17 protein-coding genes and 1 pseudogene are annotated in these 20,710 nt (G+C 66.5%); 5 read left to right on the top strand and 13 right to left on the bottom strand.

The genetic code is table 11. From position 1 onward, the window contains the following. Nucleotides 1–81 precede the first annotated feature (81 nt). Complete coding sequence (locus tag ACWDXS_RS12695; RefSeq protein WP_449965177.1) at nt 82–1,575, bottom strand: flavin-containing monooxygenase; 1,494 nt, start codon at nt 1,573–1,575, stop codon at nt 82–84. Next, nucleotides 1,572–3,038, bottom strand: a pseudogene (locus tag ACWDXS_RS12690) (flavin-containing monooxygenase). The gene ACWDXS_RS12695 and the pseudogene ACWDXS_RS12690 overlap by 4 nt, the downstream one beginning before the upstream one ends. Nucleotides 3,039–3,188: 150 nt before the next feature. Between ACWDXS_RS12690 and ACWDXS_RS12685 the strand changes: the two are divergent. Next, complete coding sequence (locus tag ACWDXS_RS12685; protein ID WP_378987606.1) at nt 3,189–3,809, top strand: TetR/AcrR family transcriptional regulator; 621 nt, start codon at nt 3,189–3,191, stop codon at nt 3,807–3,809. Between the two features lies 1 nt (nt 3,810). Here ACWDXS_RS12685 and ACWDXS_RS12680 read toward each other — a convergent pair whose 3' ends face one another. From ACWDXS_RS12680 to ACWDXS_RS12670, 3 genes are all read right to left on the bottom strand, one after another. Next, nucleotides 3,811–5,028 carry a diguanylate cyclase domain-containing protein gene (locus tag ACWDXS_RS12680; RefSeq protein WP_378987603.1) on the bottom strand — a complete coding sequence of 406 codons (1,218 nt, stop codon included), beginning with the start codon at nt 5,026–5,028 and terminating at the stop codon, nt 3,811–3,813. 139 nt (nt 5,029–5,167) lie between these two features. Beyond that, nucleotides 5,168–6,457, bottom strand: a complete 1,290-nt coding sequence (locus ACWDXS_RS12675; RefSeq protein ID WP_449965173.1) for a serine hydrolase domain-containing protein — start codon at nt 6,455–6,457, stop codon at nt 5,168–5,170. 171 nt (nt 6,458–6,628) lie between these two features. Then, nucleotides 6,629–7,318, bottom strand: a complete 690-nt coding sequence (locus tag ACWDXS_RS12670; RefSeq protein ID WP_449965170.1) for a cupin domain-containing protein — start codon at nt 7,316–7,318, stop codon at nt 6,629–6,631. Nucleotides 7,319–7,621: 303 nt separating this feature from the next. Between ACWDXS_RS12670 and ACWDXS_RS12665 the strand changes: the two genes are divergently transcribed. After that, nucleotides 7,622–9,043: a hypothetical protein gene (locus tag ACWDXS_RS12665; protein ID WP_449966209.1), complete on the top strand. Its 1,422-nt coding sequence runs from the start codon at nt 7,622–7,624 to the stop codon at nt 9,041–9,043. A 10-nt stretch (nt 9,044–9,053) separates the two neighbouring features. On the opposite strand, the gene ACWDXS_RS12660 is transcribed toward ACWDXS_RS12665, so the two are convergent. Both ACWDXS_RS12660 and ACWDXS_RS12655 read right to left on the bottom strand, forming a co-directional pair. After that, on the bottom strand, nt 9,054–10,133 hold the full coding sequence (locus ACWDXS_RS12660; RefSeq protein ID WP_449965167.1) for an alkaline phosphatase family protein: 1,080 nt from the start codon (nt 10,131–10,133) through the stop codon (nt 9,054–9,056). A gap of 84 nt (nt 10,134–10,217) precedes the next feature. Next, a complete protein-coding gene (locus tag ACWDXS_RS12655) occupies nt 10,218–10,595 on the bottom strand; it encodes a DoxX family protein (RefSeq protein WP_378987591.1) in 378 nt (125 codons plus the stop codon). 197 nt (nt 10,596–10,792) lie between these two features. Between ACWDXS_RS12655 and ACWDXS_RS12650 the strand changes: the two genes are divergently transcribed. Continuing rightward, entirely contained in the window at nt 10,793–11,743 is a 951-nt protein-coding gene (locus ACWDXS_RS12650; protein ID WP_379314218.1) for an LLM class F420-dependent oxidoreductase, read from the top strand. Nucleotides 11,744–11,819: 76 nt separating this feature from the next. Here ACWDXS_RS12650 and ACWDXS_RS12645 read toward each other — a convergent pair whose 3' ends face one another. Together ACWDXS_RS12645 and ACWDXS_RS12640 are read right to left on the bottom strand one after the other, a co-directional pair. After that, nucleotides 11,820–12,281 (bottom strand): cupin domain-containing protein, encoded by a 462-nt coding sequence (locus tag ACWDXS_RS12645; protein WP_378987585.1) that lies wholly within the window; start codon nt 12,279–12,281, stop codon nt 11,820–11,822. Between the two features lie 165 nt (nt 12,282–12,446). Then, nucleotides 12,447–13,193, bottom strand: a complete 747-nt coding sequence (locus ACWDXS_RS12640) for an MspA family porin (protein ID WP_378987582.1) — start codon at nt 13,191–13,193, stop codon at nt 12,447–12,449. A gap of 279 nt (nt 13,194–13,472) precedes the next feature. Here ACWDXS_RS12640 and ACWDXS_RS12635 point away from each other — a divergent pair, with 279 nt between their 5' ends. Continuing rightward, complete coding sequence (locus ACWDXS_RS12635) at nt 13,473–14,780, top strand: DUF1254 domain-containing protein (protein ID WP_449965161.1); 1,308 nt, start codon at nt 13,473–13,475, stop codon at nt 14,778–14,780. Here ACWDXS_RS12635 and ACWDXS_RS12630 read toward each other — a convergent pair whose 3' ends face one another. From ACWDXS_RS12630 to ACWDXS_RS12620, 3 genes are all read right to left on the bottom strand, one after another. Then, complete coding sequence (locus ACWDXS_RS12630) at nt 14,781–16,811, bottom strand: ATP-binding protein (RefSeq protein ID WP_449965158.1); 2,031 nt, start codon at nt 16,809–16,811, stop codon at nt 14,781–14,783. It abuts the gene before it with no gap. 40 nt (nt 16,812–16,851) lie between these two features. Further along, nucleotides 16,852–18,213, bottom strand: a complete 1,362-nt coding sequence (locus tag ACWDXS_RS12625; RefSeq protein WP_449965156.1) for an FAD-dependent oxidoreductase — start codon at nt 18,211–18,213, stop codon at nt 16,852–16,854. 190 nt (nt 18,214–18,403) lie between these two features. Further along, nucleotides 18,404–18,865, bottom strand: coding sequence for an NUDIX hydrolase (locus ACWDXS_RS12620; RefSeq protein ID WP_378987570.1), 462 nt, complete (start codon nt 18,863–18,865; stop codon nt 18,404–18,406). Between the two features lie 92 nt (nt 18,866–18,957). On the opposite strand from ACWDXS_RS12620, the gene ACWDXS_RS12615 reads away from it, so the two are divergent. Continuing rightward, nucleotides 18,958–19,566 carry a TetR/AcrR family transcriptional regulator gene (locus tag ACWDXS_RS12615; RefSeq protein ID WP_449965152.1) on the top strand — a complete coding sequence of 203 codons (609 nt, stop codon included), beginning with the start codon at nt 18,958–18,960 and terminating at the stop codon, nt 19,564–19,566. Nucleotides 19,567–19,648: 82 nt separating this feature from the next. Here the strand turns inward: ACWDXS_RS12615 and ACWDXS_RS12610 are convergent, their stop codons facing one another. Next, nucleotides 19,649–20,686: a crotonase/enoyl-CoA hydratase family protein gene (locus ACWDXS_RS12610; RefSeq protein ID WP_449965149.1), complete on the bottom strand. Its 1,038-nt coding sequence runs from the start codon at nt 20,684–20,686 to the stop codon at nt 19,649–19,651. Nucleotides 20,687–20,710 lie beyond the last annotated feature (24 nt).

Genomic DNA, 20,710 nt, shown 5'->3' with positions numbered 1-20,710 from the left:
TTCGCAGAATTTCCCCGGCGGCGGCTCTGCTCACGGTCGATTCCGGGAGGGGCTGATAAAACCTTGTGCGCCGGCACGACATCATCGGATCAACCCCGTGCCGTGGGGTGCGGCGATCCGGTCGAACGTCAATACGCCGTCGAGGAGTTCGCCTTTGCCGAGCAGGGCGCGATCGCGGTAGTAGTTGTTGACCACCTTCCAGGGAGAGCGCCGCCCCTGCCGCGGCATGACACCGTCGCCGCGCTGGATGTAGCCGGAGGTCAGGTCACCACCCATCACGGACTCTTCGGCGATGTCGTCGGCACCCGCTCGCACCGAGAATCGGGAGTATCCGCCGTCGCGCATGGTGTTGAGGACCCGGCAGAAATAGGTGGCGGCGAGGTCGGCCTTGAGCGTCCACGACGCGTTGGTGTAGCCGAGAATGATCATGGCATTGGGGACCCCGGAGATCAGGACACCCTTGTAGAGCACCGAACCGTGGGGGTCCACCGGTACGCCGTCCACTACGAGTTCGGCGCCGCCGACGATCTGCACGTTCAGGCCGGTGGCGGTGACGATGATGTCGGCCTCGAGCTCCTGGCCCGACTCGGTCAGCACGCCCTTCTCGGTGAACTTCGCGATGCGGTCGGTGACGATATCGGCCTTGCCGCTTTTCAGCGCCTTGAACAGGTCACCGTTGGGCACCACGCACAGACGCTGATCCCACGGGTTGTAACCGGGCGTGAAGTGCCGCATGTCGATCTTGTCGCCCACTTGCAGTCTGACCTGGTTCAAGAACACCTTCTTCGCCAGCTCGGGATTGGTGCGCGAGAGCTGGAAACTGGCGCGCTGCAACGCGATATTGCGGGCACGGCCGATCCGATAGGCGATCTTCTCCGGCACACGGGCTTTGCGCATCGTGATCGCGACGGGATCATTCGAGGGCAGCGTCTGGATGTAGGTGGGCGAGCGCTGCAGCATGGTGATGTGCTCGACGGCGTCGGCCATCGCGGGGATCAGGGTGATCGCGGTGGCACCCGAACCGATCACCACCACCTTCTTGCCCTGGTAGTCGAGGTCCTCGGGCCAGTGCTGCGGGTGCACGATCTGGCCGGTGAAGTCCGCGGCGCCGGGGAACGCCGGCTGATAGCCCTTGTCGTAGTCGTAGTAGCCGGTGGCGCCGACCAGGAAATTCGCCGACCAGATCTCGATCTCGCCGGTGCGCTCGTTGCGGACTTCGCCCGTCCACAGTCCGGTGGTGCTGTCGAAGGAGGCGCGAATTCCTCTGCGGCCGAAGTGGATATGCTCCAGCACGCCGTACTCGCGGGCGGTGTCTTCGATGTAGTTCCGGATGCTCGGCCCGTCGGCCAGGATCTTGGTGCCGATCCACGGGCGGAACCCGAAACCGAAGGTCAACATGTCCGAGTCGGACCGGATGCCCGGATACTTGAACAGATCCCAGGTACCGCCGACGTTGTCGCGACGTTCGATGATCGCGAAGCTGCGGCCGGTCCGCTCGCGAACGAGCTGACAGGCAGTGCCGATGCCGGAGAGGCCGGCGCCGATGATCAGTACGTCGACGTGTCGTGTCGTCATGACAGAGTTCCATCCTGGTGAGCGATCAGGTAGTCGCGGTCGTCGGGTTCGGTGAGCAGGGTGGTCATCGTCTTGCGGTCGAAAGGCCACAGGTCGATGGTGTTTTCCTCGGTGAAGTACCAGGAGTTGCACCCGGTGTTCCACACGGTCGGGCCCATGGCGTCGGCGACGGAGTCGTTGAACCGGACGGTGGCCTACTCGGTCACCTCCACGGTGTCGAACTCGTTGTCGCGGAAGCGTTTCAGCCACCGCGTGATGTAGCGGGCAGTCAGTTCCGCGGAGTACTGCAGCGAGATCGATCCGGTGGGCGAATTCGGGCCGAGCACGGTGAACAAGTTCGGGAAACCGGGGATCGCGGTCATCCGGTAGGCGCGTGGCCCCTTCGCCCAGGCCTCGTCGATGCTCAGTCCGTCGCGGCCACGCAGGTTCATCGGGCGCATGTAGTTGTGTGGGTGGAAGCCGGTCGCGAAGACGATCACGTCGAGATCGTGGTGGGTGCCGTCGGCGGTGCGGATTCCGGTTTCGGTGATCTCGCTGATCGCGTCGGTCACCAACGCCGCGTTGCCGGCGCCGATCGCGCGGTGATAGGTGCCGGAGAGGACCTGCCGTTTGCAGAACGGCTCGTAGTCGGGAGTCAACGCCGCTCGTAGCTGTGGATCGCGCACCTGGGTGGTCAGCGACCACCGGGCGAACTGCTGCGCGGCGCGGCGTCGCCATGTCGGTTTCAACGCGATATCGGCGAGGACGCCCGAGCTCCACAACAGCGTGGAGTAGAGGCGCTGGTGCGCGGCGGGCGCGGCGGCGAGCAGCTCGGCCAGCAGTCGCGGCTGGGGCAGACTCATCGGAGCCCAGAGCACGCATTGGGGTGTGCGGGCGAACTGGGTCAACTTCGCGGCTCGCGGTTGCAGCGCGGAGACCACCTGAACGCCGGTGGACCCGCTGCCGATCACCGCGATGCGCTTGCCTGCGGTCTCGATCGCGTCGTCCCACCGGGCGGTATGGACCACCGCACCGGTGAACCGGTCGATTCCCGGGATATCGGGGGTGAAGGGGTGGTGCAGCACGCCGGTGGCGGCGATGACGAAGTCCGCCGTGATCTCTCGGCCGCCCGCGAGGGTGACGGTCCACCCGTCGGCGCCGTGAACGGCCTCGGTGACCTCACTGTTCAGTGCGAGATGATCGGTCAGACCGAACTGCTCGACCACATCGCGGTGGTAGCGCTGGATCTCGCCACCGGTGGCCCAGATCTGTGACCAGTCGGGTTTGGGTGCGAAGCCGAACTGATAGATCTGCGACGGAACATCGCAGGTCAGTCCGGGGTAGCGGTTCCAATGCCAGACCCCGCCGACATCGGAGCCCTTCTCCACGATCACGAAGTTCTCGAAGCCGGCCTGCTTGAAGATCACGCCGGCGGTGATCCCGGCGACGCCGGCGCCGATGATGACGATCTTCGGGTCACGCATGACGAACTCCCTTGTTCTGTCTCCATGCCTGGACTGACACATCATTCTACTTACGGAATGAAGTGTCACTCAACTTTGACGGAGGCTATCATCACAGGCGTGGTCGGACCAGAGGCACTCGGAGACAGACGCGCTCAGCGAGCGGAACGCATGCGCGAGGAAACACGCCGCGACATCATCGACGCCGCCTTCGACTGTTTCGCGACGAGCGGCTACCACGACACCTCGATCGCCGACATCGCCACGCGGCTGGGGATCGGCCACGGCACCTTCTACCGGTATTTCCAGAACAAGCGCGACATCATCGACCACGTCGTGGACGATCTGTTCGGTCGCGTGCTGGAAGCCTTGGCGACCGACAACGCCCCCGCCGCCGCGGAAACCCTCGACGACTACCGCGCCCAGGTCGGCCGCATCGCCGACGGACTGACCGGCATCCTGTACTCCGACCCGCGCATTCCCCGGTTCCTGTTCACCGGGACGGTCGGTGTCGACGCCGAATTGAACAAACGAATGTTCAGCGTGCTCGACTCCGCCAACGCTCTCACCGCCGGCTATCTCGAACACGGGATCGAACGCGGGTACCTGCGCGCCGATCTCGATGTCGACCACACGGCGCAGGCTGTGATGGGCATGCTGCTGGCCGGGGTCATCGCGTGCGCCAGAGATGCCGGGGAACGGGGCAGCGCGGACGACAGTGGGCCGCCCGAACAGCAACGAGAGCTCAGTATCGCGATACAGCGGCTGATGTTCGACGGAATCGCCCGCTGACTCACCGCTCGCGCAGAATCCACCGATTCTTGCCCAGCGCTTTGGCCTGGTAGAGGCAGTCGTCGGCCTCGGCGAGCAGTTCGGAAACGCGTCTACCGGTCAGAGGCGTCACCACCGCGCCGATGCTGACCGATACCGATATCGGCCCGTCGGGCAGGGCGAACGGATCGATCACCGCGGCGTGGAGCAGATCGATGGTCTTGCGCGCTCGGTCGACCGCGGACGGGGGGAGTACCACGATGAACTCGTCCCCGCCGAGGCGAGCGAGCAGTTCCTCATCGGTGCTCAAGCATCGCCGCAGGCGTTCGGCGAGCTCGACGAGGATCTGATCGCCCACGGCATGTCCGTAGGTGTCGTTGACCGCTTTGAACCCGTCGACGTCGAGTGCGCACACCGCCGCGCACTGTCCGGGGTGGGCGTCGCCGACGAGCGAGTGCAACTCGGTGTGCAGGCCGCGCCGGTTGGTCAGGCCGGTGAGCGGGTCGTGGTGGGCCTGCCAGTGCAGCCGTTGCGCGGCGGTGTGCTGTTCGGTGAGGTCCTGGCCGAAGCCGAGCAGATAAGCCCGTTCGCCGTCGGCCGAGACACACTGGGTGATCGTCCAGCCGACCCACCTGGTAGTTCCGTCCGGGCGAGGCTGTTCGCTTTCGAACCGCACGGCCCCCGAGTCGTTGCCGGCGAGTTCGGCGAAGATGCGCCGGCGCTCGACGTCGGCGGTGTCGCCGGCCAGGTCGAAGCCGTCGAGTCCCCGTAGCTGGTCGAGCGAGTACCCCACCAGGCGTTCGAAGGCCGGATTGGCGTCGATGATGCGGCCTCGGGCGTCGCCGATGGACATGGCCACCGACGCGTGGCGGAACGCGATCTCGAAGCCGTCGGCGGCGTGCGCGGTCACCGACTCGGAGGTGAGACTGCGCCCGACGCCGAGGCCGAACCGCGAGGCCAGGCTCGTCAGAACCTCGGGTGGCGCTCCGGCGTGCCGGCAGACCTCACGCAGGGTCGGCAGCGAGGCATCGATGACAGCGGGGGAGCGGAAGCCGAGATCGGCGACGGCGATCCCGAGGTTTTCGCCGACGGCGGGATCCCACGCGGGGTTGGCCAGCGCGACCAGCACTCGGGCCAGGAGATCTTCGAGGACGTCGACGAGCTCGTCTTCGCCGCGTACCGGGATGTTCACCGCAGCCAGGTGCGCGGCCCATCGCCGGGCGAATCGTCGAGCGGGCACCGTCGATGACACCTCCGTAGACTCCGATATCTCCTTCGAGCAGTAAAGCAAGGATCGCCTCACCGCATGCGAACATCGGATCAGCCGGGTGTCATCGTGTGCAGCGGACATCCGTTCGGGCGGCGGGCTCGCGGGTTCGTCACCGGCCGGTGGTGGTCGGTGGAGCAGGGCTGGTGGGCGCGGTCGTCGCGCCGGTGTTCGGCGCGGCCGGGCTGCCCGGCACCGCCTCGTTGCCGTAGAAGGTCGGCAGCATGCCCTTGACCAGCACCAGTGCCGACCCCTCGCCTGACGGCACTGTCGCGAGGTTTGTGGCGACCACGATCGTGAGGTCGGACTCCGGGTCATGGCCCATGAAGGTCATGTATCCCGGAATCTGACCGTCGTGTCCGAACAGATGCAACCCGAATCGGACGATGCCGAGACCGTATCCGGCGACATCGGGCGCAGCCGGATCGATCGGCTGGATGCTGTCCATCCGCACTCGCTGCATCTGCTCGTCCAGCAGGTCGCCCTCGACGAGCGCCCGCACGTACGTGGCCACATCACCGACCGTCGAGATCGCGGCACCCGCGGTCCATGTCCACGACGGGCTCTCGTCGGTCGCGTTGTTGGGTTGCAGCGTGCCCGCGAGCGCGGCGGCCTGCTGCTCGGGCGGCAGGGCGAAGGTGTCGATGGTGGAGACATTGGTGCCGAACGCGTACCCCTGCGGGTGCGGATCGGGGATCGAGTGGTCCGCCGCCGCGGGCAGCGAGGTGTGCTTCAGGCCGAGTGGTTCGAAGATCCGCTGCTGGAAATTCTCGGCGGCCGTCATCGTCGTGATCTTCTCGATGACCAGGCCGAGCAGGATGATGTTGGTATTGCTGTAATCGAATTTCTCCCCCGGTGCGAAGTTGACCGGATGGGAGAAGGCGATGGCGAGCAACTCCTCGGGCGTCCACACCTTGTTCGGGTCACTGTCGAGCATGGCATTGAACTGTGGGTCGAACGTGTAACTGTAGAGCCCGCTTCGCATTTCGGAGAGCTGGGCGATGGTGATCTCGTCGCCGTTCGGCACATCCGGCCAATATTTGGCAATCGGGTCCTCGAGTGCGAGTTTTCCCTCCTGCACCAACTGCAGAATGACGGTCGACGTCATGGTTTTGGTGTTGCTGGCGATGCGGAAATAGTCGTCCACCGACATGGGGTCGTCGGCCCCGATGACCCGGGTGCCGAATGTCTCGGTCCAATCGCCCTGCTTCGGCGATTTGACGACCACGACAGCACCGGGAATGACGTTGTCCTTCATGAGCTGGGTGATCACCGGCCTGAGGGCGGTGGCGTAGACGGGCTCGGCCTGCGCGCCGGCCGACGTGCTGGTGGCATCGCCGCCGGAATCCGACGATGTCGCGCAGCCGGTGGCAATGAACAAACTCGCGGTCGCGACAAACACTGCGAAACTCGTTCGGTGTCCCATGATTCTCCGATCAGCGTGTGCTCGAAGGGGTGATGTCGCGCTGTGTAACGCAACTCTGCTCCCTGCGCGCCGAGGAATCAATCAGCAACCCGGTAACAGTGGAATGGCGAGCCGAGAGCTCGCCATTTCCGGCGATCGAGGGTGGGTTCAGCTCCGGAAATCCTCGAAATCGAAGCCCGGTGCGACGACGCAGCTCACCAGTACCTCCGCACCACCGCACGGCCGGGCCGCCTGCCAATTACCCGCTGGGACGAGTTGCTGCACGCGGTGCCCCGACTCGATGGCTGGGCCGAGGATCACGGTCTCGGTTGTGGTGGGAGTGTCGCTGTCGCCGCCCAGCAGGAGTTCCAGTGGTCCGCCTCGATGCCACATCCACAGTTCGTCGGAGCGCACCGCATGCCAGATCGACTGTTCGTGCTCGGGGAGCAGGAACAGGATGCCGGTCGCCGCGGCGCGTGGGCCCGGATAGTCAGTCGGCGCGAAAGTGTGCGCACTGCGCCAAGTTTCGCGAAACCAGCCGCCTTCGGGATGCGGCAGCAGGTCGAGGGTCTCCGCGGTCGAGGGCCGGTGCAGCAGTTCGGTATGGCGGCCTGCCGGGCCGCGCCGGGCCCACCGCACCTTCCCGGCGGGTAGGTGTCCCGCGGTCGGCGATGCCGCGCGCGGGGTGACGACGAGGATCTGCGCGGTCGGCGCCAGCGCATCGGCAACCAGAAGCGCCGACTCGTCGTCTGCCGCCCAGGCGGTCCGGTCGTCGTCGACGGGCAGCTGATCACCTCCCGACCGCCAGGCATCGAGGGTGGTAACCAACATCGGTTCGGTGTCGGTCGCGTCAGACACGAGTGGTTCCATGACATCGAGTGTTCCCCAAGATCGTGGAATGCCGTTGTGCTCGTGGTGCCGGCGTCGCTCGAGTCGGCGGTCGCGGATCGGAACCGAGGCACCCGCAACCCGGAACCAGTGGTGCCGACCGGGGTGCGCGACGGTCGCCGACGGATCTTGCCGTCGCGACTGCGGTCCCCTACTCTGCGAGCTGTACGAGTATTCGAAAGGCTGAGTTCGAGTATTTGTTTCGAGGCGGGTTCGCTCTGGCGAGCGAGCGCGTCGATGGCAGGAATCAGGGAGTCGCCCGTGTTCGCAAGAATGGGTCGCATCGCCGCGACCGCCGCGCTGTGTCTGACCGTGTCGCTCATGGTCACCACCGGAACCGCCGCCGCGGAGTTCGGTTCGCTACCGCCCGCGAATCCGCACCTGGGCCCGCCGGGAACCGCGACGATGCACGGGGATGCCGAGTCGTCCGACGCCACGCCTTTCGCGGGTCCCGGAACCGGAAGCATCGACAGCGACTTCCGCGAACTCGCTGCTGCGTGTCCGACCATTCTGCAAGGCGCGGACGGGATTCCGCAGGCGCTGTGCACCAAGATCATCGACCGGGCCCCGAAGGTGTTCCTGCTCGACCCCGGCAGCGGGCAGCCTCTGGCCTCCCTCGATTTGGCCAAGGGCAGCCTCCTCGGTGGTGTGTACGCCTATCTCGACAGCGACGACCGCATGGTCACCGTCGACGGCAGCGGGCAGCTGCTACGGATCGGCCACCGCAAGGACGGTGACGACTGGAAGCTGTTCGTCGAGACGCGCACCGATATAGCGCAAGCTGTCACGGGCCACTGCGGTGGTAGCGACTGCGACGCTGTGAGTTCGGTGATGCCCGACTTCGACGGCCGGGTGTGGTTCGCCACCGACAACGCGGTGGCGGGTTACTCCGATCCGGCGACCGGCGCGGCCCGGTCGATCGTGCTCGGTCCGGGGGAGAAGGTCGCCAACAGCATTTCCACCGCGCCCGAGGGCGTCTCGATCGCCACCACCCACGCGCTGTACCTGGTCGATATCGACGAGACCGGCGGTCCCCGCATCGTGTGGCGCCAGGCCTATGACCGCGGTCCGGCCCGCAAGCCCGGTCAGCTCTCCTGGGGGACCGGTGCCACTCCCACCTTCTTCGGCCCCGGTAGCGGCACCGAGTACGTGGCGATCACCGACAACGCCGTGCCGAAGGAGAATCTGCTCGTGTTCGACACCGCCGGCGGCAATCCGGTGTGCTCGGTGCCGACGGTCAAGGGCACCGAGAACTCGCCGATCGGTTCCGGCAACAGCCTTTTCGTCGCCAGCACCTACGGGTATCCGTATCCCGCGGTGCCGGAAGGGGCGGGCGACAGTGACCCGGCGCATGCTTCGTTCACCGGGGGCATGGTCCGCGTAGACGTCAGTGGTTCCGGCTGTCAGGTGAAGTGGACCAATGCTGTTCTGTCCGCGGCGGTTCCACGTCTGTCGGTGGCCGACGGCAAGATCTACACCGTCGCGCGCCACAGCATCATTTCGACCGGCAGCGCCGGGTTGACCGATACCTTCCGCTACACCGTGATCGACGCCGCTACCGGGCGCGTCGACACGGAGAAGGTCATCGGGGCCACCGCCGTGCACAACACCCTGCAGATGGTCGGCACCATCGCCCCTGACCGCACCCTCTATCAGGGCACGATGAGCGGGTTGTTCCGGATCGCACCTCGGTGAGCGGCGGGAACTAGCGCTCGGACGAACCGCTCGCCGATCCACTTCCCAGCAGGCACAACGGATTCGCCACCATCGCCGCCTGTGCCGAACCGGACGACGAACCGGTGATCCCGGAGTCGACCGGTGGCGTGTTCGGCGCGGGTAGTGCCGGGTTGCCCGAACCGCCCGTCATCATCGACTCGCCGTCGAGGTTCGCGGGCGCCGGGACGTCGAGCAGATCCAGCACGGTCGGTGTGATGTCGGCGAGGGTGTAGCCGTTGTTCTCTGTGCCCGCCGCGAACCCCGCTCCCCGCGCGATCACGAAACTGGCTGTCTCGTAGGCGCTCTGACCGCCGTGCCCCCCATCCGGCTTGTGTCCGTGGTCGGTGGTGACCAGGATCGTCCACCGCTCGTTCGAATGCGCCGCCGCCCGCGCGTCCACCGCGGCGGTGATCTGCCCGACCAGGCTGTCCACGCGGCCGATGGCATCGCGATAGGCCTGCGGCCAGATTCCGCGCAGCGTGTGTCCGACGATGTCCACCTGATCGAGGTGCGTGAACAGCAGGTCGGTTCCCTGCTCGGTGATGGCCGAGACAACCTGCGCGGTGGCCGCGGAATCGGCGGTGGTCTCACAAACGCCCGCGCCGGTGGGATCGATCTGCGTGACGGTCACCCGATCGGCCTGCGGGCTGCCGGTGCGCGCGATCATGCCGATCTTGTCCCAGGTCCCGATGGAGGCCGTCGACAGCGCCGGACGCTCCCGCTCCACCTGCGTGAACACCGTCGGATATTGTGCGAAAGGTCCTGCGTTGCAGGTGGATCCATTGTCCTGAATCCCGTGCTTGGTATCCCATACGCCGGTCAGCGCCGTGGCCCACGAAACGCACGACATGGTGGTGTGCGGGGCGATGGAGGTGCGTGCCAGGGTGCCCTGCGCGGCCAGGCGGTCGAGGTTGGGGGCATCGGCCGCCGTCACCTCACTCCACAGGGTGCCGTCGATGCCGATGACCACGACCTTGTTCACGACCGGAGCCGCGGGGGCCGGCGCTGCCGTGGCGAAGGGGACAGCGGCCAGAGCCGCGGCTGCGAGGATGCGGTGAGTGCGAGACATGCGCGGCACCGTAATTGCCGAGCGCCGACGACATCCAGCGAATTGGACAATTGACCGGTACAGTCCCGCCCACTGGGACCGACGTCAGAACGCTTGCGGGCCGATCCGTTCCACCGCGACGAACACCGTCAATGCCAGCAGCACCACGGTCATCACGACGTTCGACCATTCGCCGCGACGCCCGTGCGTGACGATCGCGCCGACCATGATCACCGCCAGACCGATGGCGGCCGCGGGCACCAGCCAGGTGGCGATACCAAACACGCCGGGCAGGATCAGGCCGAGTGCGCCGGCGACTTCTGCCACGCCGATGAACTTGATCAGGCCTTCCGGAAAGGGCTCGGCCCAGCCCATTTTCGGGTCCGCGACGAGCTGTTCTTTGGATTTGGCGAGTTTCATCGCACCGGCCAGGAGAAAGACTGCGGCCAGCAGGCCGGAAACGATCCAAACGACGACATTCATGCCGCGACTCCGGTGTGCGAGGGCAGCGGGGCGCCGACCCAGGCCTCGACCTGATCGAGTATCAGTTCGCCCACTCATCGTACTGCGGCGCGGGACGGCAATCGGTGAACTTCCGGCCATTGCCGTGTGACGCGCGGTTGATTGCCATGGATTATCGCTGCGGGTCGACGGGGGAAACGACCGTAGGGTCGTCGAACATGAGCATTCGTCTCGGATATCAGATGCCCTACTTCGGCTACGCGGGCTCTGCGCGCGAACTGTTCCCGAAGGTCATCGCGCAGGCGCAGGAGGCGGAGGCAGCCGGGTTCGATGCCGTGCTCTTCATGGACCACTTCTATCAGGTCTATGGGCAGCCCGACGATTGGATGCTGGAGGCCTACACGGCCCTGGCCGGGCTGGCCACCGTCACCGAGCGAATCCAGCTGGCCACCCTGATGACCTGCAACACCTACCGCAATCCGGCGCTGCTGGCCAAGATCGTCACGACGCTGGACGTGATCAGCGGCGGCCGCGCGGCCCTCGGCATCGGCGCGGGCTGGTTCGAGCTCGAGCACCGCGGCTACGGGTTCGACTACGGCAGCTTCACCGAGCGGTTCCAGCGGCTGGACGAGGCGCTGCAGATCATCTCGCCGATGCTGCGCGGGCAGCGGCCCACCTTCCAGGGCACGTGGTACCGCGCCGAGAACGCGATCAATGAGCCGCAGGTGCGCGACGACCTGCCGATCCTGCTCGGTGGCGGCGGTGAGAAGAAGACCTTCGGCCTGGCCGCGCGCTACGCCGACCACCTGAACATCCTCTGCCACACCAGCGACCTGCCCCAGAAATTGGCCACCCTGCGGCAGCGCTGCGAGGAGGCCGGGCGTGACCCACAGACTCTGGAGACCAGCTACCGCGCTGTCGTCGTCATCGACGAGAACGGCGACCGGGCTCGCAAGCTGGCGCAGGAGTTCATGCAGCGCGATGTCGTGGTGGCGATCTCGGCGGACAGCGTGTTCGCCGGAGCCCCCGACGATGTGGCGGAGCAGATCCAGCGCCGCATCCTGGATCACGGGGTCGACGGCATCATCGTGAACATGGTCGCCAACGGTCACGAGCCGGGCATCCTCGAATTGGCAGGCAAGGCCCTGAGTCCGCTGGTGCACCACTGATCAGCGACTGTGGCCGGCTGACGTCGGCGACGGTGAATCACCGCACCGACCTTCACACTTTGGCCGGAATCAAGGGCTACAGATGGTGGTGGATGGGGTCGATCCAATGGACGGCGTCGGGCTTCTCGATCGGCTCGATGTCGAGATTGACCACGACGGCTTCGCTGTCGCTGCGCACCAGCACGCATTCCAGGGGTTCGTGGGTGCTGGCGTTGATTTCCTGGTGCGGGACATACGGTGGCACGAAGATGAAGTCGCCGGGCCCGGCCTCTGCGACGAATTCCAGCCGCTCGCCCCATCGCATCCGGGCGCGGCCGCGGATCACGTAGATGACACTTTCGAGTGCGCCGTGATGGTGTGCGCCGGTCTTGGCGTCCGGATGGATCGTGACGGTCCCGGCCCAGATCTTCTGCGCGCCGACACGGGCGAAATCGATCGCGGCCGCCCGCTCCATTCCGGGTGTCTGCGCGGTGTTCGAATCGAGCTGATCGGCCTTGATCACCCGGACACCGTTGTGCCGCCAATCTTCGGCAGTCATGGTGCGCTCCTCCACGTCGATCGGTTCGAGCTGTATCGCCGAATGCGAGCGGGCCGGGGGACCGTCGCGCGCGGTTGAGGCTACGCAATCATGATTCGGCTGCCCGGTAGACGTTTTCACTCGGCGGGATCGAAAGAGGACCGCCACGCGCGGTCGCGGGGCTCGCTACAGGGTGGTGGGCTCGCCGAACACCGCTCCGCTGTCGTCGACTTCGGGTGTTTTGGTCAGCACGTAGGTGTATTGGCGGATGGTGGCCGGCCCGATGCAGTTGTCGACTTTGATGTGGAAGTCGCGGGTCACGATCTGCACGGTCTTGCCCGGGATGAGCGGTTTGCCGTCCCCGATGTCGACGTTGGTGATGTCGCCGGGTTGCAGGTCCAATTCCAGGAAGAGACCCGGGTCTATCGCGATGGAGGGCAGGATGCCGCTGAACTCCTGCACCTGTCCCGATTCGAACTCTTGTACTTGCCCGGACTCCTGGGTCTGGGACTGCACCGATTCGCCGGAACTCGACTGCTCGACAGTCTGCGACTGTGCTTGCTCCGTCGCCTGCCGCTGTACCTGTTCCGTCGCGGAGTTCTGCTGCGGCCCCTCCAGCCCGAATTCGGTGGTGGGATCGATGCCGGGGAGCACGGCACCGATCCTGGCCGGACAGCCCACGGAGTATCCGGTCTTGAGCACGCCCTCGGCCTGCCCGTCGAGGCGTCCGTAGGCGACTGTGGAGACCAAGGCTTCACGGCTGGTGGGGGTGCTGTTCAACGGCGCGATTCGATTGATGACTTCGTCGTGCGTGCCGACGGTAAAACTGCCCATACTCGACTCGAAAGTCTTCTCGTGCGGTGGCAGATTGACGGTATCGGCATGCGCGGTCGGCTGCGACAGAATGGCCAGCGCTGAGACGGCGTAACTCACTCTCCGGATGATTCGCAACATGACCCCGGACACTAGTGAATCGGCCGCCGTTTCCCTGTCGTCACGCGGGCGCGTGTCCCGACCGATGCGGCTTCTTGTTCGCCCGTTCATCCGCCGGTACACCGGTTCGGCACTGTGTGCACGCTCGAATACGGGGACGAAACGGCCCGAATCCGGCGACACAAGAAGATTTCGATATATGGGTCGGATCTTTTCACGGTGCACCGGCAGGTGCAGGATAGGAATTTGCCAGGCGAGGCCATATGCGAGGGAGGCGTTGTGAGCGTATTGTCCAGCGATCTGAAAACCTTGAGCTACGAAGCGTATGTCTACCTGTACTCCCTCGTCACGATGGACGTCACTCGCGCGCAGCAGACCAACTCCCCGGCGGACTCGACTCCGGGTTTCGGGCCCCCGAACCAGTTCCACCACATCCACGAGTTCCCTGATGTCCATTTTCGGGCGGTGGTTCGCCCGAATTTCGACACGCTGTACTCCTCGGCCTGGCTCGATCTGACCCGCGGTCCTGTGCACATCCATGTTCCCGACAGTGGCGACCGCTATTACATGCTCCCGATGCTCGACGCGTGGACGGATGTTTTCGCCAATCCAGGAAAGCGCACCACCGGCACCGGCGAACTGGACTTCGTCGTCGTCGGCCCCGGCCACACCGGTGATCTTCCGGCTGACCTGCCCGTGATCCACGCGCCGACTCATCATGTGTGGGTGATCGGGCGCACCCAGACCAACGGGCCCGCCGACTACGTGGCGGTCAACAAGTTCCAGGCCGGACTCGAGATCACCGAGTTGGCCGCACCGGGACCGTTCGTGGCCGATCCGAGTTCGGCGAGCGAGACCGAACCGCTGCGCCAGGTCAACGCGATGTCGGCGACGGAGTTCTTCGTCCGTGCCGCTGCGGCGTTGCAGGTCGACCCGCCACACGGCACCGACTTCTCCCAGCTCGCGCGCATCGCCCGGCTGGGTATCGTTCCCGGCCGGGACTTCGACGCCACCCGATTCTCCACCGATGAGCTCGCCGACATCGAAGCCGGTGTGCAGGCCGCGCGAGCAGCGGTGATGGCGGCGCCGAAAAAGCTGGCGCCACCGATCAACGGGTGGATCAGCGTGCTCGCCGACATCGGGGTGTACGGCAACGACTATTTCCGGCGTTCGGCCATCACGTTGGCGGGCTTGGGCGCCAACCCGCCCGAAGACGCGATCTACCCGTTGCTGGTCGCCGACGCCGACGGCCGGCCGCTCGACGGCGATACCGACTACGTGATCCACTTCGACGCGGGCGAGCTGCCGCCGGTGGCCGCGTTCTGGTCGGTCACCATGTACGACGACGAGGGGTTCCAGGCGCCGAACGAACTCGACCGCTTCGCCATCGGCGACCGAGACGCACTGGTGCAGAATTCCGACGGCTCGCTCGACATCTACATCTCCCACACCAACCCGGGACCAGAGCGCGAATCGAACTGGCTGCCCGCGCCGAGCGGGCCCCTCGGTATCACCATGCGGCTGTATGCCCCTCGCACGGAAGCGCTCAACGGCACATGGGCGCCTCCGCCGGTCCGCAGGGCCTGATCAGCTGGTTCCGTAGAGCTCGATATGCCACATCTTGGCGATCACCCGCTCGATGCCCTGGGTGAGGTGGCGTCGGTAGGTCGAGAACGGCAGCCCGAGTAGTTCGGCGGCCCGTTCCTGGGTGGGCGCCGGACGCAGGTAGGTGCGGTCGAGGACGCGGTAGAGCTTCTCACCGCGCGAGTCCTCGCGCACCGACTCGACGATCGTGGTGAGTAGATCGCGCAGCGCGGCACCGGTGGCGGGGCCCGGTCGGTCGGCGACCACTCTCGAGCGCAGCAGCGGATTGCGTTCGAGGCCGTCGCCCCGTCCTATCCCGCGCAACGCGGAGCGGACGGCGTCGGCGAATTCGGGCTGTGACAGCACGAGTTCGGGCGTGGGCGGCATGGGTCGCGCGGGGACCCCGCCGACGACACGATCACTGGTCAGGTCGAGCCATTCGGGGATGCCCACCCGGCGCCAGTCGTGGGCGTACACCGCGTACCGCCGGCCACCGACCTCGTATTCGGCATCGTGGGCACGATGGAAATCGATGTGGGTCATGAAGGGTTCCCATGCGTCGGCGGCTTCGAACGCGCCGATGAAGTCCCACGTCAGATCCGGACGCGACAACCAGAACTGCGTCGAGCAAGCCGTCACCACATTGATGGTCGGCGACGGACGCTGGTTGAGTTCCGCGTCGATGAGGAACCGTCCCGCGTGCACCGGTTCGCCGGGCCGTGGCCTGCCGTACCTGGTCGCGTAGTCCCACATGGCGTGGGTGCCGGGGTCGGCGGCCAGCTCGGCCTCCGTCGCGTCGTGCAGCGCCAGCCGACAGAAGTAGCCGATCGGTGCGCTGCCCGAGCCTTGCACCACGACGAACTGCTCGGGCTGACGAGCCAGCCAGAAGTCCACCAACTCGGCTTGCTCGGGGCCCTGGTGCCGCTTCGTCATCGCCAGGATCGACTCCCGATACTCCGCGCGGTATCGGTCGGGGAAGGCCCGGCCGAAGGTCGACCAGTCCCAGTACGCCGAGATCGACGGGTTGTGGCGATGGAGGAAGACGAGGTCGGCCACCGGCCAGCGATTCTGTTGCGCGGTGGCGTCGAGGACCTCGATGAGGTGCGCGCGCACGCGGCGATGCACGTCGAGGTAGGACTCCGGATCACGCCAGCGCAAATCGGCGTCGAGAACGTCGCGGGCGATCTCGTGCGGCGCGAGCCCGAGCGGCCCCGGCTCGATGATCGCCAGCTCGCGCAGCCACTCGAACACGTCGGCGCAGTCGGATTCGCCGAGCGCGGCCCGCAGCAGCGCCTCGGTGGTGAACCGGACGTGCGCGCACACCTCCAGTGCGGCCCGGTGACGTTTGCTCGGCACCGAATCGACGAACCGCGCGAGCAGGGCGCGCACCGCGTCGGGGGCCTCGACCAGTGCGGCGGGCAACTCGCCCGCGGTCTGGGCGAGCACGTCGACCAGTAGCGACAGCGCCAGCGGGTGGCCGTGGGTGAGCGCCAGCATCCGTTCGTGCTTCGCCTCGGGCACCTCGGCGATCCGCAGATAGGCGCGGGCGTCGTCGGGTGCGAGGTTGCGCAACGAGATCGTGCGCAACAGATCCCGCCAACCGGGGTCGTCCGACCAGGCGCGGGCAGGCGGATGACGGCCGGCGATCACCACGAGAACAGTCGTGGCCAACACCGGCAGAAACGTCTCGCGCAGCCAATCCTCCAGCGGCGCGAGACGTTCGAACGTGTCGATGAACACCACCGAGGACATCGCGGGGCCCAGCGCGGTGCGCAACGACTCGGGCGACGGCTCGACCGTGCGTCCGTCGACCCGCGTCGTCGTCGCGCCCGCGAGTTCGGCGAGTTCGAGCATTTCGGCCAGCAGCGCGGACTTGCCGATGCCGCCCGGCCCGTGCAGGAACAGCACCGTGAACGGTGGTTCGTCCGCGTCGAGCGCGGTGCGGAACAGTTCCACTTCGCCCGCCCGCCCGACGAACCGCCGCCTGCGCGCCGATCGGAGCCGGTCGGCGACGGTCCTCGCGTCGTCAGTCATCTGCTCAGTTCCGTTCATCGACGGTGCCCGCTGGCGATCGTCACCGGGTGAGCACCCGCGGTGGTGGTGCCACCGAGTCGCCGCGCCTGCGCATCCCGACCGATACCCGCGCGAGGGTACTCGGCCGCATCAGCCACGCGGGAGGGTCCAGCAATGCCGAGACGCGCAGGAATCGCGCGGCGACCACGGGGTCGTGCCTGCCCACTTCGAGCAGCCGACGCACGTAGGCGTTGACCAGCCGGATCTGGAGGGTGCGGGTGCCCTCCACCAGCGGTTGCGTCAGGTCGGCGCCGACGGCGAGTCGCCAGGCCACGTTCACCGGAATCGCAGAGGCACGGAAGTACCGGCGTTCCACGTCGTCCCCTCCGGTGTGCAGGCACTCGCGCAAGGCCATGGCCTGCAAAGTGGCCACCGACATGCCCTGTGCGTAGATGGGATTGAAGCCGCACAGAGCGTCACCGAGCGCTATCAGTCCCCGGGGGAAGCGGCTGACCAGGTCGTAGCGGCGACGGCGGTTGGCGTCGTACCGGTAGGTCGTCACCGGGGACAGCGCCTCCGCGGCGCGCAACGCGTCGAGCACGTGCGGAGGCGCGAACGGCGCCACGAACTCGACCAGTTCGTCGAAACTCGTGCCGGGGTGATGGTCTCGATACCCGGTCGCGGTAAGCAACCACGTGTCGTCCTCGGTCGCGAACAACGCCATCCCGATCGGCCGGTCGGGGGCGGGGCCGATCAGTACCAGCGTCTCCGGTTCGCTCCCCGGGCGCAGCCGCAGCGCCACGCTCGAGTACCCGATGTGCACGGAAACCCGTTCCTCGGCGGGCATGTCGAAGCCGAGCTCGGCCACCCAGGCCGGCGTGCGCGTGCCACGGCCCATGGCATCGACGACGAGATCGGCGGCGAGTACTTCCTCGGCACTGCCTGCCGTGCGGGAGATGATCCTGACACCGGTGACCGCGGCCTCATCCGCGACCAGGCCGACCACATCGTTGCCGTCGGCGAACCGCAGGTTCGGCAACACCCGAACACGGTCCCGCACACGACCTTCCAGATGCGGCCTGGTCGGCAGATAGGTCGTGACATCCGGTTTGACGGCGGCCGAGAGCCGGTTGCCCCCGATCGAGAAATAGAAGTCGGTGTAGTCCTCGATCACCTTCGTACCGGCGCGGACGAGCTCGTCGAGCAGGCCGGGAAACAGCCGCTCGAGCGCCTGGGATCCGCTGGGCAGCAACGCGTGCACGTGCTTGCCCTGCGGTACCCCACGACGCGGGGCGTACTGACCGTCGAGACGGTCGCGTTCCACCACGGTGACCCGGTCATAGGAATCGGACAGCACTCGGGCGGCGAGCAGACCTGCCATGCTCGCGCCGAGTACCACTGCGTGTTCACCTCTGCGAACCATCGCGCACCTCCTGGAGTCTCAGCGATGGTGCGAGCGTGCGACATGCGACTGCTCGATTACCAGTCCACTTCCCTGCTCACCTCGACGGGCGAGTGCCACGAAGTATCCACGGCGGTCCGATGGCGGACCCGGCTCGCCGAATCGGCCACCGAGGACACCACGATCGGAGCGTCCCACGCGACCATCGCGGTCAACCGCGCACGCGACCGGTGGCCGGTTTGGTTCGCCACAGCTCGATTCCGATGTCGACGAGGTCGACTCGGTCGAGGTGCTCGATGTCGGTGAGCGGATGCCAGGCGGCGAGGTCGGTCGATCCGTTGGTTTCGTTGCGGAGTTCGCCGGCCCGAATGTGGCCTTCGTACACGATTCGTAAGCCGTGGAAATCGGCGAATTCACCACGCGGGCGCGGGTATCGGCGGTTGATCGAGTCGATGCCGAGGAGTTCGACGAGTTCGACGGTGTACCCGGTCTCCTCGGTGACCTCACGGACGGCCGTCGCGATCGGATCCTCGCCGTGTTCCATTCCGCCGCCCGGAAGCGTCCACTGCCTGTCACCGTCGGGTGACACCCATCTGGCGAGCAGGATCTCGATCGCTCCACGGGACTCCCGAACGCATATCGCGTAGGCAGCGACTCGAAGCTCTTTCCTCACCGGGCGAGCCTACCGGCGACCAGCGGTCAGCTTCGTGGGGTCGGGTTACCCGTGACTGTTAAATTGTCGTCGGGCAGACGAAAGGGCCGCTGATGGCGACACGCGCTGAACAGAAGGACGCGACGCGGGCGCGCATTCTGGACGCCGCGACTTCGCTGCTGGTCGAACGCGGCTATTCGGCCTTGACCACCGTGGGTGTGCAGCAGCGGGCGGGCCTGAGTCGCGGTGCGCTCCTGCACCATTTCCCGACAGTGCGCGATCTGTCCGAGGCGCTGGTGGCGAATCTGGTCGTGCTCAACGAAGCGGCGACGCAGGCGGCGGTGGTGAAATTGGGCGACACGGTGGACCCGGTCGAGCGCGCGCTGACCGCGCTGTACTCGGCGATGACGCAACCGCCCGCGCGTGCCGAGTTCGAGCTGTGGGCTGCGGCGGGCACCGATCCTGATCTTGCCGCCGCACTGCGGGTGGCCGAGCGCAAGGCGGGCCGCGATCTGCACCGGGTGATCGATGGGCTGTTCGGGGCGGGGATCGTGGCGCATCCGCGTTATCCGGCCGTCCGTGACCTGACCGTCGCCATCCTGCGGGGGCTCGCCGGCACGCGTGCACTACAGCTCTCAGATCAGGCGAACCGCGCCGTGCTCGAGCAGTGGGCTGACACAATTCGCATCCTGGTGGGTCGCGTCAGCGACGCCGACGGATAGGGCTCGACATCCACCCGGGCACCGCGCCGATTCCGCTGCCTCCGCCGGGGACAACCGCGGTTCGTCCATGCAGTTGCATGATTCATTCCTGCTCGGTGTGGCTGCGGTCGAACCGGGCTCGTTTGTAGTCGCCGAAGGGTTCGTCGCGTTCGCGCACTGCTTCCCGGAAACCGACTGTGGCGGCGCGCATTTGGAATTCGTAGCCTTCCCGGGTGTGACGGGAGATGCCGTCGAAGACGGTGCTGACCATGCCGGAGTTGGCCACGCCTTGTGACAGCAGTGCCGAGTTGAGAGCGAGCTTGGCCATCATCAGCTGATTGACCGGCATGCGGGCGATCCGGCCGACCAGTTCCTCGGTGCGTTCGTCGAGTTCCTCCGCCGGGCACGATTCCACCGCCAGACCCCATTCTTCGGCTTGTTTGCCGCTGATGCTGTCACCGGTGAAGAGCAGCCGCTTGGCGCGGGCGTCGCCGATACGGTGGGCCCACATACCGGCTGCGGGAATACCCCAGGTGCGGGTGGGCGGGTAGCCGATCTTGGTGTCGTCGGCGCAGATGATCTGGTCGCTGAACAGGGCGATATCGGTGCCGCCCGCGATGGCGAAGCCGTGCAGTTTCGCGACGGTGGGCTTGTCGGCGTGCAACAGGCTGGCGAAGCCCTTGTTGCAGCGGCTCATCATCGCGTAGTCGATCATCGGGTCCCAGGTACCCCACGGATTGTGGTTGAGCGCATTCACCACCGGATCGAGCACAGTGCCGTCGACATCGTCCGGGCCTTCGGCGGTTCGGAAGCTCTTCTCCGCGAACATGTCCAGGTCGTAGCCGCCGCAGAAGCCCTTCCCGCGGCCACTGACCAGGATCACGTGCACGCGCGGGTCCAGATCGGCGCGCTCGACGGCGTGGGTGAGGTCACGTGGGGTGTCGGGGGTGATCGAATTGCCCTTTTCCGGGCGGTTGAAAGTGATGCGGGCGATGCGTCCGTCGCGCTCGTAGGTGAGAGTCGAGTACTCGTGGTCGTAGTCGGGCGCGGGTCGGTCTCGCCACGGGGAGTCCGGACCTTCGGTCCAATTGTCGTACCAGCCGGCGGGACGATGGCCTGCGTGAGGTCGGTTCTCGGACATCGACGGTCCCTTCGGATGCGATTC

The organism is Nocardia sp. NPDC003183, assembly GCF_053590715.1.
This window is presented reverse-complemented; position numbering and strand designations above follow the sequence as displayed.

Excerpts from the sequence above, each read along its gene's own strand:
- ACWDXS_RS12695 (WP_449965177.1), bottom strand. The coding sequence starts at position 1,575 with ATGACGACACGACACGTCGACGTACTGATCATCGGCGCCGGCCTCTCC.
- ACWDXS_RS12685 (WP_378987606.1), top strand. The coding sequence starts at position 3,189 with ATGCGCGAGGAAACACGCCGCGACATCATCGACGCCGCCTTCGACTGT.
- ACWDXS_RS12665 (WP_449966209.1), top strand. The coding sequence starts at position 7,622 with ATGGGTCGCATCGCCGCGACCGCCGCGCTGTGTCTGACCGTGTCGCTC.
- ACWDXS_RS12660 (WP_449965167.1), bottom strand. The coding sequence starts at position 10,133 with ATGTCTCGCACTCACCGCATCCTCGCAGCCGCGGCTCTGGCCGCTGTC.
- ACWDXS_RS12655 (WP_378987591.1), bottom strand. The coding sequence starts at position 10,595 with ATGAATGTCGTCGTTTGGATCGTTTCCGGCCTGCTGGCCGCAGTCTTT.
- ACWDXS_RS12650 (WP_379314218.1), top strand. The coding sequence starts at position 10,793 with ATGAGCATTCGTCTCGGATATCAGATGCCCTACTTCGGCTACGCGGGC.
- ACWDXS_RS12645 (WP_378987585.1), bottom strand. The coding sequence starts at position 12,281 with ATGACTGCCGAAGATTGGCGGCACAACGGTGTCCGGGTGATCAAGGCC.
- ACWDXS_RS12630 (WP_449965158.1), bottom strand. The coding sequence starts at position 16,811 with ATGACTGACGACGCGAGGACCGTCGCCGACCGGCTCCGATCGGCGCGC.
- ACWDXS_RS12625 (WP_449965156.1), bottom strand. The coding sequence starts at position 18,213 with ATGGTTCGCAGAGGTGAACACGCAGTGGTACTCGGCGCGAGCATGGCA.
- ACWDXS_RS12615 (WP_449965152.1), top strand. The coding sequence starts at position 18,958 with ATGGCGACACGCGCTGAACAGAAGGACGCGACGCGGGCGCGCATTCTG.
- ACWDXS_RS12610 (WP_449965149.1), bottom strand. The coding sequence starts at position 20,686 with ATGTCCGAGAACCGACCTCACGCAGGCCATCGTCCCGCCGGCTGGTAC.